The sequence below is a fragment of the Marinobacter sp. X15-166B genome, assembly GCF_001752365.1.
GTDB lineage: Bacteria > Pseudomonadota > Gammaproteobacteria > Pseudomonadales > Oleiphilaceae > Marinobacter.
The window spans coordinates 300496-316264 of the sequence record NZ_MEIY01000001.1 but is presented as its reverse complement, the minus strand read 5'-3'; the positions used below and the strand labels follow the sequence as shown (position 1 = coordinate 316264).

The window sequence follows — 15769 nt, the reverse complement described above, 5'->3', positions numbered from 1 at the left end:
AGGGCTACACAAAAATGGACCACGCCGGACACGGCGTCAATCGGGATGGTGAGTATGAAAAAACAAATGGTTGCAGCTGCGGTTGCACTGGCGGTCACTGCGGGCGCCTACGCCGCCGACGAGAACGGTACCTATAAATTTGATCAGGAAGGGGCGCACCAGTTTATTACCTTCAAGATTTCCCACCTGGGTTACAGTTGGCTGTATGGGCGCTTCAACGAGTTTGATGGCCAGTTTACCTACGACGCGGGCAACCCGCAGAACGGTTCGGTCACGGTCACCGTCGACACCGGCAGCGTGGACACCAACCACGCCGAGCGGGACAAGCATTTGCGCAGCGCTGACTTTCTGCAGGTGGACAAGTTTCCTCAGGCCACCTTCAAGAGCAAACGCATTGTATTGGACGATGACACCGGCGAGGGCGAGATAGTCGGCGATCTGACCCTCCGTGGGGTGACCCGGGAGGTTACGCTGGATGTCGACATGATCGGCCACGGTGAGGACCCCTGGGGCGGCTACCGGATGGGCTTCGAGGCAAACACCGAGCTTAAACTGGCGGACTTTGGTATCCCGATGGACCTCGGGCCGGCGTCTGAAACCGTGGAGATGATTATTTCGGTAGAAGGGGTTCGTCAGTAACCGGGAACCGCCTGGTTCGGTCAGTCGGACACTTCACGCTGGCTGTTGCGTCGACAGATGTGCAGCCGGCGCCAGAACTGGCCGATAAAGATAACCAGCCACACCAGCAGCCCTGCCCACAGGTAGGGCGCTGTCACCTGTATCGTGCCACTGATGGCAAACTCGGCCACCAGCATCAGCAAAAACGCCAGGGCGCCATTGGTCAGCGCGGTCAGCATGGCCTGCGCACAGGCTTTCAGGGTCGGGTTCATAGCATCTGCTCTGTGAACTCTTCATAACGAGGACGACCAGCTGTTAAACCGGACGAGTTGTCTGAGCTGTGAGTTGAATACGGAATCAGCATACGGGCATTGGCCGGCGCCGCTCTATTCGGGAATTCCGCTATTGGGAAGCAGGTTTTCTGGCTAAGTGTCTGGCAAATATAGAGTTAATTTTAATTTCTGCCCTCTCGCGCTAAAACGCAGACCGGGATGACGGAGACTATCGGGTTGGTGTATAAGGTGACCGCTCCATATAATAAGCGTCCCGAAACACACCGCCCGCAGCGGTGCATGGAATTCACTTCAATCAGCAAGAGGCGTCGATGCCAGAGTTTCAGACAACGGATGAGGGTTTTGAACGGGTGCCCCTGCGGGAGTACACCGAAAAAGCCTACCTCGATTACTCCATGTACGTCATCCTTGACCGGGCGTTACCCCATGTGGGTGATGGCCTGAAGCCTGTTCAGCGACGCATTGTGTACGCCATGTCGGAGCTGGGGCTCAGATCCACGGCCAAGTACAAAAAGTCAGCGCGCACCGTCGGTGACGTACTGGGCAAGTTTCATCCCCACGGCGACAGCGCCTGCTACGAAGCCATGGTGCTGATGGCGCAGCCGTTTTCTTACCGCTACCCGTTGGTCGACGGGCAGGGCAACTGGGGCTCGTCAGACGACCCGAAATCCTTTGCCGCTATGCGGTACACAGAATCACGGTTGACCCGGTTTGCCGACCTGCTGCTGTCCGAGCTCGGGCAGGGTACCGTGGACTGGATACCGAATTTTGATGGCACCATGGACGAACCCGCCACCTTGCCGGCGCGGCTGCCCCACGTGCTGCTGAACGGCACCACCGGGATTGCCGTGGGCATGGCCACCGACATACCGCCCCATAACCTGCGTGAAGTCACCGCCGCCTGTGTGCGTTTGCTCGACGACCCCGACACCAGCATTGCCGGCCTGTGCAAACACATCAAGGGCCCGGATTTCCCCACCCGTGCCGAAATCATCACCCCCGCCAAAGACCTGCGGCAGATGTACGAGACCGGTCGGGGGTCACTGCGCATGCGGGCCCGCTGGGTGAACGAAGACGGCGACATTGTGGTTACCGATCTGCCCCACCAGGTGTCGGGCAACCGGGTACTGGAGCAGATTGCCGCCCAGATGCAGGCCAAAAAACTGCCCATGGTGGCCGATTTGCGGGACGAATCGGATCACGAAAACCCGACCCGTCTGGTGATCGTGCCCCGCTCCAGCCGCATTGACCAGCAAGGGTTAATGGCGCACTTGTTCGCCAGTACCGATCTGGAAAAAACCTACCGGGTGAACATCAATGTGATCGGCAACGACGGTCGCCCCGGGGTCAAAAATCTGCACACCCTGCTGACCGAGTGGCTGGATTATCGCAAAGCAACCGTGCGCCGCCGCCTGCAACACCGCCTGGACAAGGTGCTGGCGCGTCTGCACTTGCTGGACGGGTTGCTGATCGCTTATCTCAACATTGATGAAGTGATCGAGATTATCCGCACCGAAGACAAACCCAAACAGGAGTTGATGACGCGCTTCGGCCTGTCGGCGGATCAGGCCGAAGCCGTGCTTGAGCTCAAACTGCGTCATCTGGCCCGGCTGGAAGAGATGAAAATCCGCGCGGAGCAGGATGAGCTGGCAGCCGAGCGGGACGAATTGCAGGCCATTCTGGGCTCGGCAGAGCGCATGCGCGAATTGATCAAGGCCGAACTGCAGGCCGACGCCGACACCTACGGCGACGAGCGTCGCTCCCCCATCGTGGCGCGGGAAGAGGCGCGGGCGTTCTGTGAAACCGATCTGGTGTCCAATGACCCGATCACCGTGGTGTTGTCCGAGCGAGGCTGGGTGCGCGCGGCCCGCGGGCACGACATCGATCCGGCCGGGCTCAGCTACCGGTCCGGGGACCGGTTTGCCCTGGCGGCCCGGGGGCGTAACAGCCAGCAGGTGGTGTTTCTGGATTCCACCGGTCGCGCCTATGCGTTGCCGGCCCACACCCTGCCGTCTGCCCGGGGGCAGGGCGAACCCTTGACCGGACGCATCAACCCGCCATCCGGCGCCGAATTCGCCGGGGTGCTGATGGATGACCCCAGCCGGAAAGTCGTCCTGGTGACGGACGGCGGCTACGGGTTTGTGACCACGCTCAACGACATGCTCAGCAAAAACCGCAACGGCAAGTCGGTGGTCACGGTGCCCAAAGGCGCACGGGTCATGCAGCCGGTCCCCGTACCGGACACCTCCGAGCCGCTGTATCTGGCGGTGGTGTCCAACGAAGGGCGGATGCTGGTGTTTTCGCTGGAAGAACTGCCCAAGCTGGCTCGGGGTAAGGGTAATAAAATCATCAGCATACCAACGGCGCGGGCGCAGTCCCGGGAAGAATACGTGGTCGCCGTGGCGGTGTTCAGCGCCGCGGATGAGCTGGAAATACAAGCGGGCAAACGCAAGATGGGTCTGCAGTTTAAAGATCTCGACCATTATCTGGGTGAACGTGGCCGCCGGGGGCATAAGCTGCCGCGGGGCTTGCAGCGGGTGGATGGTGTTGAGGTGATCGCAGCAACAGTTGAAGGGGAGCAACCAGATAGTGAGTGAGTTGGTATTGATAAATGTGTCCGGCCGTGACAAACCCGGCCTGACCTCGGAAATTACCGGCATCATGGGGCGTTACGATGTGCGCATCCTGGATATCGGGCAGGCGGTTATCCATGACCACCTCACCTGGGGCATTCTGGCGGAAATCCCCGATGCCACCCAGACCTCCCCGGTCATCCGCGATCTGCTGTTCTGTCTGCATGCGCTGGATCTGCAGGTGCGGTTTGCACCGATCACGGTGGAGGAATACCAGCAGTGGGCGGCGGGTCGCAACCGCGCCTGCTACATCGTCACCCTGATGTCGCGGGACATCCAGGCGGAACAGATTGCCCGGGTATCCGCGATCACCGCCCGCCACGGCCTCAACATTGACAACATTTCCCGTCTGTCGGCGCGGCCTTCGCTGAACAGGGCCGAGAACCGCATCGCCTGCGTCGAGTTTTCAGTGCGCGGCAAGCCCTCGGACCTGGAATTGTTGCGTGCGGATTTTTTGAAAATTGCCAATGAAATGGACGTGGACATTGCCTTCCAGGAAGATTCGATCTTCCGGCGCAACCGGCGGCTGGTGGTGTTTGATATGGATTCCACGCTGATTGAGGCCGAGGTGATCGATGAGCTGGCCCACAAGGCCGGGGTGGGGGATCAGGTGGCGGCCATCACCGAGCGGGCCATGCAGGGCGAGCTGGATTTCAGCCAGAGTTTCGCCGAGCGGCTGAGTTTGCTGAAAGGCCTGGATGAGGCGGTGCTTGCAGAGGTCGCCCAGAGTCTGCAGCTGACCGAAGGCGCGGAGCTGCTGATCAGTACCTTGAAGGCTTTGGGGTACCGCACCGCCATCCTGTCCGGGGGCTTCACCTATTTCGCGCGCCATCTGCAGCGCAAACTGGGCATTGATTATGTGTACGCCAACGAACTGGACATCGACCAGGGCAAGGTCACCGGCAAGGTGTCGGGAACCATTGTGGATGGTCAGCGCAAGGCGGAATTGTTGCTCGAACTGGCCGAGCGCGAGCATATTTCCCGGGAGCAGGTCATCGCCGTGGGCGATGGGGCCAACGATTTGCCCATGCTGAGTCAGGCGGGGCTGGGTGTGGCGTTCCGGGCCAAACCGCTGGTGAAAAAGTCTGCCCGGCACGCCATTTCAACGCTGGGGCTGGACGCGGTGCTGTATCTGATCGGCTTCCGGGAGAGTGAAAACCGCTAGGCCCGGCGGCATAGCTCAGACCTTCCCCTGGCAACGCCGCACGGCGCGGGTGGGGCAGGGGAAGGGGGCAGCTGGTCTTACTGGGCGCTGAAATCGTAATTCATTTCCGGCCCCGGCGCCTGCAGATAATAACCCTGCACGTAGTTGGCGCCGACCTGCCACAAGGTCGCCAGCACCGAGGCGTTTTCCACCTGCGGAATGATGGTCAGTTTGCCCGTGTTTTGCAGGCTCTGAATCATTTCTTTGAGGTGATCCCGGGTTTCTTCATTACCCTGAATCTCTTCGGTAAACGAACCGTCAAACTTCACGTAATCGACGTCGACGTGTCTGAGGATGTTGAACGGATTCAGGGCACCGCCGAACTGACTGATGGCCAGCTTGCAGTGCAATTCTTGCAGGGACGCCCCCAGCTCTTTGGTTTGTTTCAGGTAAGTGCTGGCATCCCCCTCATGCACCTGCAGCACCAGCGCTTCGCCGGGCAGGCGCGCCGCCTTGAGGGCGACGCTGAGCCACTGGCTGAAGGTTCGGTCCTGGAGGGTTTCTGCCGTGAGCGTCACGAACAGACGGGTTTCCTTGCCCTTGGCCCGGAGTGCCGCCAGTTGCCGGATGGCCTGCAACAGCACCCAGCGATCAATCTTGATGGCAATGTCCGATGCGCGGGTGGGTGGCAGAAAATCATCGGGCGTCAGCTCGACATTGTTGGCGTTGAGCATGCGCACGCTGACTTCATACAGTTCGTCGTCTTCCCCCCGCAGGTTGATGACCGGTTGGAAGTACAGCCGGAAACGGTCGTCGTCGAGGGCCCGCTGAATGGCTTCGGCGGTATGGCCGTCCGCGGCGGTCTCAAAATCGGCCGGGTTGTAGGTCACCACGCCATTGCCGTGTTCGTGGCCTTCCAGCTTGCGCACCTCCGCGGAGGCCAGGTGCGCGCGCGCCATCAATTCCGACGCCTTGGGGGCGTTTTCGGTGATGGCGGCAACGCCGATGCTCACGGTGACCTGGATGGTGCGCTCATTGATCTGGAACAGGTGATCTTCGACCTTTTGGCACAGCATCTGGCAATGCTCGGCCATGGCGCTCTCGCTCATCCGCTGGGCCAGCAGTCCAAACGCATCGTCCCCCAGACGCGCCAGCAGCACATCGTCGCCGGTCAGGTCCTTGAACAGGGTGGCCAGATCCCCGATCAGCAAGTCCGAGCCGGCAATGCCGATCTTGCTTTTCAAAGGAATGAAGTTGTCGAGGGCGATGTAGGCCAGGGCACCGGTTTCGTGGGTCTCACCGGATTGCAGGATGGCCGCACCCAGTTCATCCATCATGTGCTGACGGTTGTAAAGTCCCGTGAGCAGATCCTGGCTGCTGATCTGACGCAGTTTCTCTTCCAGTTCGGCGTCGTTCTGCTCTGGCTGGATAATCACCTGGATGCAGGGCTCGCCATCGTAGGTCGCGGCTGACGCCGACATGATCACATTGATCTGCTGGTTGTCGCTGCGTTTGGCGACGCAGGCAAAGCGGGCACCGTCTTCGGGCTTGTCGATGAACGCTCTGATGAAGTTTCGATAGGCGGTCTGGCTCTCCGGGCACAGTGTGTCCAGAACCGGGACACTCATGAGATCGACAATGTCGTCATAGCCCAGAAAGTCCAGATACGACTGGTTGGCGTAAATATGCATGCCGTCGTCGATGTAGGCAATGGCGTCTTTCGAACTTTCCAGCAGCAGCTGGCATCGCTGATCAGCTTCCCTGAGTTGTGCTTCGAGCGTCCGCTGTTTGCGGCGGGCCTCCAGGGCGGCCAGCTCACGCTTCACCGTCAGCACCAATAAGTCGGTATGGTCGGCGTGCACCAGATCCTGAGCGCCGGCACGCATGAACTGCACGGCGCGCTCCCGGCTGTCGTTGTCGCTCAGCAGAATAAACGGGATGTCTTTGTCCAGCCGCCGGATGATCGCTAATGCGTCCTCAGGGCTGAGTTCCTGGGCCACATCCCGGGCGAGCATCAGATCCCAGCTGCGGGTGTCGATGGCCTCTTCCAGAGCCTCTTCGGAGGTGATCCGGTGGGCTCGGGTTGCCCGGCCGGAGTTGCGCAGCAGGCTGACCAGCGCTTCGGCGTCGTTTTGCGAGGGGTCCAGGATTAACAGGTGTACCGTGGGGTTCTTATTCTGCATTCTACAAGCGTCTCATAAAACATCGGTGGCGGAGCCGGACAATCTTGGTCGCGGGTAGAAACTGCGTGCTATGCCATTGTCCGGCTTTGACTTACCTGAATCATGCAGGGGATCAGACGCGATGACAAGCCTCGACCCGCCGGCCAGTCACAGGGATGGCCAGAGCGAGTCAAACTCGTCTTCGTTAGGGCTGTTGACCGCTTGAGCAGGCGAGCGGGGGGCAGGCTCCATTCGGTGGCTGGCCGACTGCAGGGTCAGCTCAAACTGGCTGATGCTGCCGGTCGCCAGTACCTTTCTGGTCAGCTGCCCATCGTCTTCCCGCTCATCGTGCATCAGGCTGATGCGGCTGCCCGCCTGAAATGGCAGGCGTGGCGTGATCAGGGTGGCCTGCTGGCTGCCGGCGGTGGTCACCGGGAGCAGCAAGCCGCGCAGATATTCGCTGCCATTCCCCGTGATCTGGATCAGGCGCACCGCTGCGGGGGCTGCACTGGGTGCCAGCAACTCGATGCCCACCTGGGTGCCTTGGCCACGGATCTGCCGTAACCAGCGCACCACGGCCACGCTCCAGGGGTGCGTCGAGGATTCGCGGACGCCGACCACTTCCCCCGCTTGCAGTGCGGCCGGGGTGTTGCCTTCCCAGGCCAGGCCGTAACCGCCCGGACTGGAGTTGCTCAGGCTGGCGCGGTAAGCCTTAGGCGTGTGCTTGTCCCCCGGGGAGGCGAGTGCGCCGCCATGACGGTTGCGGAAGGTGATCGGGGTGTTGGCCGAATAAAGCCGGTCTTCGCGCTGGTCGGTGTCGTGGGCGCCGGCCCAGACGTCGGCATTGTGACGGGACGCGGTGATGAATATATTTTCCTCATCATCCTGCTCTTCGTTGCCGGCAACGAACTGACTGAAGGTTCGTTCGTCCGCAATAAAGTAATGCACGGCGGTCAGACCCACGCATATTTCCAGCGTGCCCTGGCTGTCGGTGCGATTGAAATTGCGCTCTGCCAGAGGCCCCAGGGCCTGACTCAGGTGCGCCAGCAATACGTCGCTGACGCCGGAGGGTATGGCAAGGTCCTCGTCCTGTCGGGTCCGGCGCCCCTTGGCGGGGGCGCGGCTGGCGATCTTGTCGGCGAGCTGTTGCGTGTCGAGGCTGAAATGATTCGCGCCGAGTTGCTGGGCCGCCACCAGACTGCGGTAGATGGGTGGGCCGTCACGCTCGGTGTCGATCACAAACAGGGAAGATGTGCGGACGTCGCCCTCGCACTGCAGGTGCTGGCTCCAGGAATCCAGCAGATCGTAGACCAGGGCCAGCTCATCTTGCCGGAGCTGGTTGGGGCGCACGCAGCCAAGCAGCGCCACCCGTTTGTAACACTCGCCTACCTGACTGGCCTTGCGGGCCGGCAAGGCGGTGTCCTCTACGGCATAATGCGCGAGCCTGTTGCCTTGAGCGAACCGGTACAGACGGTGACATTCCAGCCAGCTGTGAGCGGGGCTGGGGCAATACAGCTGATAGGACCTGACGATGGTGGCCCCCAGTTCGGAGATCGCCCGATGGCAACTGGTGGCAAGCGCCTTGCGATTCCGGTGGAGGCCGCCCTTGTCGATGAAGCCCAGCACGCACAATTTGTAACCGTTGGCCAGGTGCAGCTGCAGCGCCTGGGACAGGTTGGCAATTTTTCTCGGCTTTTCCGGCAGACTGACGGAATGGCCAAAGTAATGACGTGACAACTCACTGCACACAAAATGTATTTTGGGGCGCAGCAGATCCAGAAACTGCAGGCGCAGCTGGGGGGCAATGATCAGCTGGTTCAGTTCGATGACCGCATGGTATAGCTGGCGGGAGGCCTCGCCAATGTTGGCGATCGGCAGACTCTGCACCCACCCCTTGAACGCTTTTGGGGAGGTGTCGCAATAGGACAGGCTGGCTGTTCTTTGCTCAGGAACGGTCAGGTCAGGTTTCAGAATCATACGCTACAAGCGTCCACGAGGTCTTCGGATGGTCATGCTGGCCGTACTCGGATTGGGTGTGTGATCGTCATGCATGCCGGGCATTTTAAAATAATAAAGAGTACACAGAAAGCGGGACCTTGCCTAGCGGGCAGGATTTGGCGTGGTATTGCGCCTGTTGCCCAGTGTGGACCCGGTCAGAAATTGAGGTCCAGTGGGGTTTTCCCTGACTTCCCGGGAATTTCCCGCACCAGTCGGGGGACCAGAAAGCCCGGCAGCAAAGCGTTGAGTTCGCGCACCAGCTGGCGGGCCCGGTCGTCGTCGACATTGAAATGATGAGCCCCCGCTACCGGGTCAAAGGTGTGCAGGTAATAGGGGAGTACCCCGGCGTCGAATAAAGTCTCGCTCAACTGGTAGAGCGTGTCTGTCCGGTCGTTGACGCCGTGCAGGATGACGCTTTGATTGAGCAGGGTAACCCCCGCCCCGGTCAGGCGTTGCAACGCAGCCCGGGTGGGCGCGTCCAGTTCGGCCGGGTGATTGATGTGCAGCACCATCACAAACTGCAGGCCCGGGTGACTGAGCCACTGCAGCAGGTCGTCGGTCACCCGCTGCGGGATGACCACCGGCAGCCGGGTGTGGATGCGAATACGCTTGATGTGGGGGATGGCCGCCAGATTGTCCACCCACCGTGCCAGCAACCGGTCATTGACTGCCAGGGGGTCGCCGCCACTGAAAATCACTTCATTGATTTCCGGCGCCTGCTGCAGCTGGTGCAGCGCCGCAGTGCGATCCTGGGGCGACAACCGGTGCTGATCGTAGGGGAAGTGGCGGCGGAAACAATAACGGCAGTTGATCGCGCACTGCCCGGTGATCATCAACAGGGCGCGGCTGCGGTACTTGCGGATCAAGCCAGTGCCTGCGGTGGCGCCGGCTTCTTCCAACGGATCCCGCACAAACCCGTCAACCACACGCGCTTCGTCCGCGAGCGGCATCACCTGCCGCAGCAGCGGATCTTCGGGGTCGCCCGGGCGGATGCGTGCCAGATAGGGGGCGGGTACCCGTACCGGAAACAGTTTGTGGCCGGCGCGGGCGCCCTGCAGCCAGCTCGCCGGGTCCAGACCCAGCTGGGCAAGCAAGGATTCCGGACAGGTGATAGAATCAGCCAGAATCTGCTGCCACGTTGGGGTATCGTCATCGGGACACTGGTTATCCAGCAACTGGGCTTCTATACGAACGGGAGTTCGCTGTATCATGGCGACCTTTCAGATATTAAATGTGTAATTTCAGGTGAACATTTCATGGCTTCCTATTCTACCAACGAATTCCGTAGCGGTCTTAAAGTTTTACTCGAAGGCGATCCGTGCATCATTCTGGAAAACGAGTTTGTTAAGCCGGGGAAAGGGCAGGCGTTTAACCGGGTTAAACTGCGCAATCTCATGAACAACCGGGTGTGGGAGCGCACGTTCAAGTCCGGCGAATCGCTGGAAGCTGCCGACGTGGTCGATCAGGATATGGAGTACCTCTACACGGACGGCGAATTCTGGCACTTCATGGCCACAGACGGGTCGTTCGAGCAGCACGCGGCGGATGCCAAGGCCGTCAGCGATGCCCTGAAATGGCTGAAGGAACAGGATGTGTACACGGTCACCCTGTACAACGGTGCGCCTTTGACGGTGACACCGCCCAACTTCGTGGAGCTGGAAGTGGTGGAAACCGACCCGGGTATGAAAGGCGATACGGCCCAGGGCGGCTCCAAGCCGGCAACCCTGAGCACCGGCGCGGTGGTCAGTGTCCCGCTGTTCATCACCATCGGCGAGGTGCTGAAAGTCGACACCCGTACCGGCGAATACGTGAACCGGGTAAAAAGTTCCTGAGTTGACCAGCGTAACCGGGGCGGGAAATCCCGCCACCACAGACACCGACTGGCAGCCAACCGCGTCGCTGGGGGCGTTGCGTGAGCGCGCCCGCCAGCTTGCGTATGTGCGCGATTTTTTTGCCCGCCGCGGGGTATTGGAAGTCGAAACGCCCGTGCTCAGCCATTGTGGCGTGACCGATGTCAACATCGACAGTGTTGCGGCGACCGTGTTGCCGGTGCCGGGCCATGACGGGCGCGCCGGCTGGCTGCAACCCTCCCCGGAATACCACATGAAACGGCTGCTGGCTGCCGGCTCCGGGTCCATCTATCAGGTGTACCGCGCGTTTCGCGACGGCGAGCGCGGCCGCCGACACAACCCTGAATTCTCCCTGCTGGAGTGGTACCGCACCGGCATCACCGATACCGAACTGATGGCGGAAGTGGCGGATCTGGTGTGTGGCTGGCTCGACTGCCCGCGCCCCGGCGTACTCAGCTATGGCGAGGCCATGCACAAGTACGTGGGCATTGACCCGTTCACGATCAGTGACACCGCGCTGATCGAACGCTGTGGCCCCTGGGTGGATGCCGCGCTGGCGGCCGAGTTGGGGCGGGACGGCTGTCTGGACCTGTTGCTCAGCCACGAGCTGGAGCCGGCACTCAGAGAGCAGCCGCCGGTGTTCATCTGTCACTACCCGGCCTCTCAGGCCGCGCTGGCGAAAATCTCAGTGGTGAACGGGGTTGAAGTGGCGCACCGCTTTGAACTTTATGTGGCCGGCATTGAGCTGTGTAACGGCTACTGGGAACTGACCGATGCCGGTGAACAGCGGCAGCGCTTCACGCTGGATAACCAGCAGCGCAGCCGCCTGGGCAAACCGGTGATGCCGGTGGATGAACTGCTGGTGCAGGCACTGGAGGCGGGCCTGCCCGAGTGTTCGGGCGTGGCCCTCGGGCTCGACCGGCTGCTGATGCTCAAGCTCGGCGCAGACTCGATTGCCGACGTTCTGGCGTTTCCGTTCGAGCGGGCCTGAACCGGCGGCCGCCGCGCCGCTTGCTCAGGCCTTCGTGCCAAAGGCTTGTCCCATCTTCACGGTATGACCGGCGGCCAGCTCCTGGTTCCAGCGAACCGCGTCTTTGGGCATGACCAGCACCACCGTAGACCCCAACCGAAACCGGCCCATTTCCTGTCCCTTGTCGAAGGTGATGGGCGCGCTGTCCGCTGCGGGGCGGGTGCTGGTCACCTTGCCAGAGCCGGGAGCGACAATGCCCGCCCAGGTGGTTTCCACACTGCCGACAATCATTGCACCCACCAGCACCAGGGCCATGGGACCGAACTCGGTGTCGAAGATGGCCGCGACCCGCTCGTTGCGGGCAAACAGATTGGGGACATGGGCGGCGGTAACCGGATTGACCGAAAACAACTTGCCGGGCACGTAGACGGTTTCCCGCAGGGTGCCCGCCAGCGGCATGTGAATGCGGTGGTAATCCTTGGGGGCCAGGTAAATGGTCGCGAACTCGCCGGCGGTAAATTCGTCGGCGAGCGCCTGATCGCCACCCAGCAGTTCGGTCAGGCTGAAACTTTGCCCCTTGGCCTGGAAAACCCGGTCGTCACTGATCTGGCCGAGCTGGCTGATGGCGCCGTCTACCGGGCTCACCAGTACGTCGGCAGCCGGGTCCACCGGACGCAGACCCGGTTTCAGGGGGCGGGTGAAGAACTCGTTGAAACTGCGGTACGCGTTGGGGTCGGATTCAAGAGCTTCGCTCATGTTGACGCCGTAGCGGCCGATAAACCATTTGATTACCCGGTTTTTCAGCGCCGGGGCACGGTCATTATCTGCCAGCTTGCCGGCAAGTCTGGAAAGGGCCAGCTGCGGAATCAGGTACTGGCTCAATACAAACAATTTGTCGAACATTGAAGATACTCTTGTGCAAAGACGTGGAAGCGCCGGATTCTATCAAACTCTGCGCGCGGGGGCGTAACTGTTTGCTGACCACCCGAACTGGCCTGCGGTCACAATTTCACGGCCGGCTTGCTACCATTGCGCGGCACAACCCCCGCAGCGGACGTTGCCGGGGGGTGGGGGTCTTTGCCGGCCAGCTTGGTCAAATGTTCTCCGGGATTTTACGAAAAGGGTAAGCATTTCGATATGGCGTTGATTATTGGAGCAATCATTGTTGTTGCCAGCGTATTGGGTGGCTATGTACTGCACGGCGGTAATCTGCTGGTGTTGTGGCAGCCAACCGAGGTGCTGATCATTGGTGGGGCTGCGTTGGGGTCGTTCATCATTGCTAACCCGGGCTACATCATCAAACAGGTGTTTCGCGGCACCTTGCAGTTGCTGGTGGGGTCACCGTTCAACAAGGCCTACTACGTGGATTTGTTAAGCCTGCTTTACGATATTTTTGACAAATCGCGCAAACAGGGGGTGATGTCCATCGAAGAGGATATCGACAACCCGGAAGCCAGTGAGATCTTTTTGCGTTACCCGGCGGTGATGAAATCGAAAGAGTTGCTGGTGTTTATTACCGATTATCTGCGCATCATCAGCACCGGCAACATGGCGCCCCACGAAATCGAGGGCATGATGGACAATGAAATCGAAAGTCGCAGTCACGAGCTGGACGAGCCGGCGCACGCCGTGAATAAGGTGGCGGACGCCCTCCCGGGGCTGGGAATCATAGCAGCGGTGCTGGGCATCGTGATCACCATGAGCTTCCTCAGTGAGGGACCGGAACGGATTGGTCTGGCCGTGGCCGCTGCCCTGGTGGGCACCTTTCTGGGTATCTGGATGGGGTACGGCTTTGTGGGCCCGACCTCCACCGCGCTTGAGCATCACGCCAAGTACGAGTTGAAAGCCTATGAGTGTGCCAAATCGGCCATTGTGGCGATGGTGTCCGGGCAGGCGCCGCAGATGGCAATTGAATTTGGACGCAAGGCCCTGCCCACCAACAAGCGACCGGCGTTTCAGGAACTGAACGATCACGTCCGCGCCAAGTAATCAGCGCAATCAACAATCGCAGCAGCAGGTGAGCGTGTGGAACAGCGACCCATCATTGTCAAACGGGTAAGAAAGGTGGTGAAGGCCCGCCATGGCGGGGCGTGGAAGGTTGCCTTTGCAGACTTTGCCACCGCCATGATGGCGTTTTTTCTGGTGCTGTGGCTGACAGCAACGGCCTCCCCGGAGCAGATCAATGCGGTGGAGGGGTATTTCAAAGACCCGATCGGTTTTACCGACGGCGGTTCAGCCAATCCGATTGATCTGGGCGGAAGCGTGTCGGTGGTGGATTCACCGTTGATTGAGGCCGGCGATCACAAGGTGCGGCTGGAGGACGAGCGCATTGAAGCACTGGCGGAATCCCTCGAACAGCGCCAGATGGAGGAACTGTTGCAGCGTCTGCAGGAGCAGATCGAGCAAAGCCCCACCCTGCACGAGTTCAAGGATCAGCTGCTGATTGATATAACCGACGAAGGGTTACGTATCCAGATTGTCGACCGCTCCAAACGGCCCATGTTCGCGAGCGGCCGGGCCCAGCTCAAGTATTATTCACAAGACATCCTGTTCGAGCTGGCCAAGCCGCTCAGTGCAGTGCCCAATAAGCTCAGCATTACCGGCCACACCGACAGCACCCCGTTCCGCGGGCGGCCGGGCTACACCAACTGGGAACTGTCGGCCGACCGGGCCAACACGGCCCGCCGCGCCCTGGTAGCCGGTGGCGTTGCCCAGGGGCAGGTGGCGCGGGTGGTGGGGCTGAGTGATTCGGTGCTGTTCGACAGGAACAATCCGGAGGCGCCGGTGAACCGGCGCATTGCGATCATCGTGCTGAACGAAAAAAACCGCCCGCAACATTCACAGTAACGCCAGTCGCAGGGACGCCGCGGACATTCCGGTGATTGATCTGACCGCGCCTGCGGCTGACGTGCAGCAGGAGGCGCGCCGCCAGTTGGAGAGTGGGGACTGGTTAGAACCCCGTCCGCAGCCCGATACCGCCAATCCGGATGATTAGCCGGGTCGGGGCGAACCGGCTGCTCAGTCGAGGGACAGGCCGCGGGCCTGCTGTTCTGCCATGGCCAGCAGAATCCGGTGAAAGCTGTGCAGACGCTCGGCGCTGATCGTCCCGTCTGCTGCGGCCTGGTTGAGGGCGCAGCCGGGGTCGTTCTTGTGCTGGCAGTTGCGAAACTTGCAGCTGCCGATCAGATCGCGAATTTCCCGGAAACCGTATTCAATTTCCTGTGGGGTCATGTGCCACAAGCCGAACTCGCGGATTCCCGGAGAGTCAATCAGGTCGCCGCCGCAGGCCAGGTGGAACAGCTTGGCCGTGGTGGTGGTGTGGGTGCCCTTGCCGGTGCTTTCTGACAGCGCGCCCACCCGCAGGGATTCGTCCGGCAGCAGGGTCTGGATGATCGACGACTTGCCCACCCCCGACTGCCCCACAAACACACTGGTGCGGCCTTCCACCAGCGCCTGGACCGGCGGGGCGGGCGTCTTGTCCGCGGTCAGCGCGGAGGTTTGTACCACCGTGTAACCCAGGGTTTCATAACGGGCCAGCAAGGTGTCGATGTGCGGCCGGTTGGCGTTGCTCAGCAGGTCGGCCTTGTTGAGCAGAATAACCGCCGGGATGCCGGTGTTTTCCGCCGCCACCAGATAGCGGTCGATCAGGTTGTCGTGGGGCTCGGGTTCGGGGGCAATAACCAGAATAATGTGATCGATATTGGCAGCGACCGGTTTGAGGTTGCCGAAATTGTCGGGGCGCTGCAGCAGGGTGGAGCGTTCTTCCCGGGCCACCACCACCCCGGTCTGGCCGTCGGCACCGGCCCGCCAGACCACCCGGTCACCGGTCACCAGGCTGCCAATGTTGGCGCGGACAAAACAACGGTAAAGTTCACCGGCGTTTTTACCGTCACGGGCTTCAATATCCAGCTGCTGGCCGTAATGGGCAATCACCAGACCGGGCTGTTCGGCGCCAAGTGCGCCCGCCGCCAGTTGCAGGTCGATTTCCTGTTCCCTGCGTTTCGAGCGTGCGGTCCGCTCCGCCTGAATTTTTTCGATGCGCCACTGTTGCTGCTTATTGAGTCGCCGTTTCGCCATGAATCTCCTGCTTTGCTGTTGGTA

13 protein-coding genes are annotated in these 15769 nt (G+C 60.9%); 7 read left to right on the top strand and 6 right to left on the bottom strand.

Annotation, left to right across the window (positions count from 1 at the left end):
- The first annotated feature begins 54 nt into the window (after positions 1-54).
- Positions 55-639: a YceI family protein gene (locus tag BG841_RS01475; protein WP_070058634.1), complete on the top strand. Its 585-nt coding sequence runs from the start codon at positions 55-57 to the stop codon at positions 637-639.
- A 20-nt stretch (positions 640-659) separates the two neighbouring features.
- Here the strand turns inward: BG841_RS01475 and BG841_RS01470 are convergent, their stop codons facing one another.
- Positions 660-890 carry a hypothetical protein gene (locus BG841_RS01470; protein WP_070056036.1) on the bottom strand — a complete coding sequence of 77 codons (231 nt, stop codon included), beginning with the start codon at positions 888-890 and terminating at the stop codon, positions 660-662.
- A gap of 332 nt (positions 891-1222) precedes the next feature.
- Between BG841_RS01470 and parC the strand changes: the two genes are divergently transcribed.
- Together parC and serB are read left to right on the top strand one after the other, a co-directional pair.
- The gene (gene parC, locus BG841_RS01465; protein ID WP_070056035.1) at positions 1223-3508 is read left to right on the top strand and encodes a DNA topoisomerase IV subunit A; all 2286 of its coding nucleotides are present in this window, start codon (positions 1223-1225) and stop codon (positions 3506-3508) included.
- Positions 3501-4709 carry a phosphoserine phosphatase SerB gene (gene serB / locus BG841_RS01460; protein ID WP_070056034.1) on the top strand — a complete coding sequence of 403 codons (1209 nt, stop codon included), beginning with the start codon at positions 3501-3503 and terminating at the stop codon, positions 4707-4709. The genes parC and serB overlap by 8 nt, the downstream gene beginning before the upstream one ends.
- Before the next feature lie 77 nt (positions 4710-4786).
- Here the strand turns inward: serB and BG841_RS01455 are convergent, their stop codons facing one another.
- The 3 genes from BG841_RS01455 to epmB all read right to left on the bottom strand — a co-directional run bounded on the left by BG841_RS01455 (position 4787) and on the right by epmB (position 10059).
- Positions 4787-6871 (bottom strand): EAL domain-containing protein, encoded by a 2085-nt coding sequence (locus BG841_RS01455; protein ID WP_070056033.1) that lies wholly within the window; start codon positions 6869-6871, stop codon positions 4787-4789.
- 147 nt (positions 6872-7018) lie between these two features.
- Positions 7019-8827, bottom strand: coding sequence for a GTPase (locus BG841_RS01450; RefSeq protein ID WP_070056032.1), 1809 nt, complete (start codon positions 8825-8827; stop codon positions 7019-7021).
- A gap of 176 nt (positions 8828-9003) precedes the next feature.
- Positions 9004-10059, bottom strand: a complete 1056-nt coding sequence (gene epmB, locus BG841_RS01445; protein WP_070056031.1) for an EF-P beta-lysylation protein EpmB — start codon at positions 10057-10059, stop codon at positions 9004-9006.
- A 45-nt stretch (positions 10060-10104) separates the two neighbouring features.
- Between epmB and efp the strand changes: the two genes are divergently transcribed.
- A complete protein-coding gene (gene efp / locus BG841_RS01440) occupies positions 10105-10680 on the top strand; it encodes an elongation factor P (RefSeq protein ID WP_070056030.1) in 576 nt (191 codons plus the stop codon).
- A gap of 1 nt (position 10681) precedes the next feature.
- Positions 10682-11689, top strand: coding sequence for an EF-P lysine aminoacylase EpmA (gene epmA / locus BG841_RS01435; RefSeq protein WP_070056029.1), 1008 nt, complete (start codon positions 10682-10684; stop codon positions 11687-11689).
- Positions 11690-11713: 24 nt separating this feature from the next.
- Here the strand turns inward: epmA and asd are convergent, their stop codons facing one another.
- Positions 11714-12571, bottom strand: a complete 858-nt coding sequence (asd, locus tag BG841_RS01430; protein ID WP_070056028.1) for an archaetidylserine decarboxylase — start codon at positions 12569-12571, stop codon at positions 11714-11716.
- 234 nt (positions 12572-12805) lie between these two features.
- Here asd and motA point away from each other — a divergent pair, with 234 nt between their 5' ends.
- Complete coding sequence (gene motA / locus BG841_RS01425) at positions 12806-13657, top strand: flagellar motor stator protein MotA (protein ID WP_070058633.1); 852 nt, start codon at positions 12806-12808, stop codon at positions 13655-13657.
- A gap of 36 nt (positions 13658-13693) precedes the next feature.
- A complete protein-coding gene (gene motB / locus BG841_RS01420; RefSeq protein ID WP_228141565.1) occupies positions 13694-14515 on the top strand; it encodes a flagellar motor protein MotB in 822 nt (273 codons plus the stop codon).
- A gap of 171 nt (positions 14516-14686) precedes the next feature.
- Here the strand turns inward: motB and rsgA are convergent, their stop codons facing one another.
- Positions 14687-15745, bottom strand: a complete 1059-nt coding sequence (gene rsgA / locus BG841_RS01415) for a small ribosomal subunit biogenesis GTPase RsgA (RefSeq protein ID WP_070056027.1) — start codon at positions 15743-15745, stop codon at positions 14687-14689.
- Between the last annotated feature and the right edge of the window lie 24 nt (positions 15746-15769).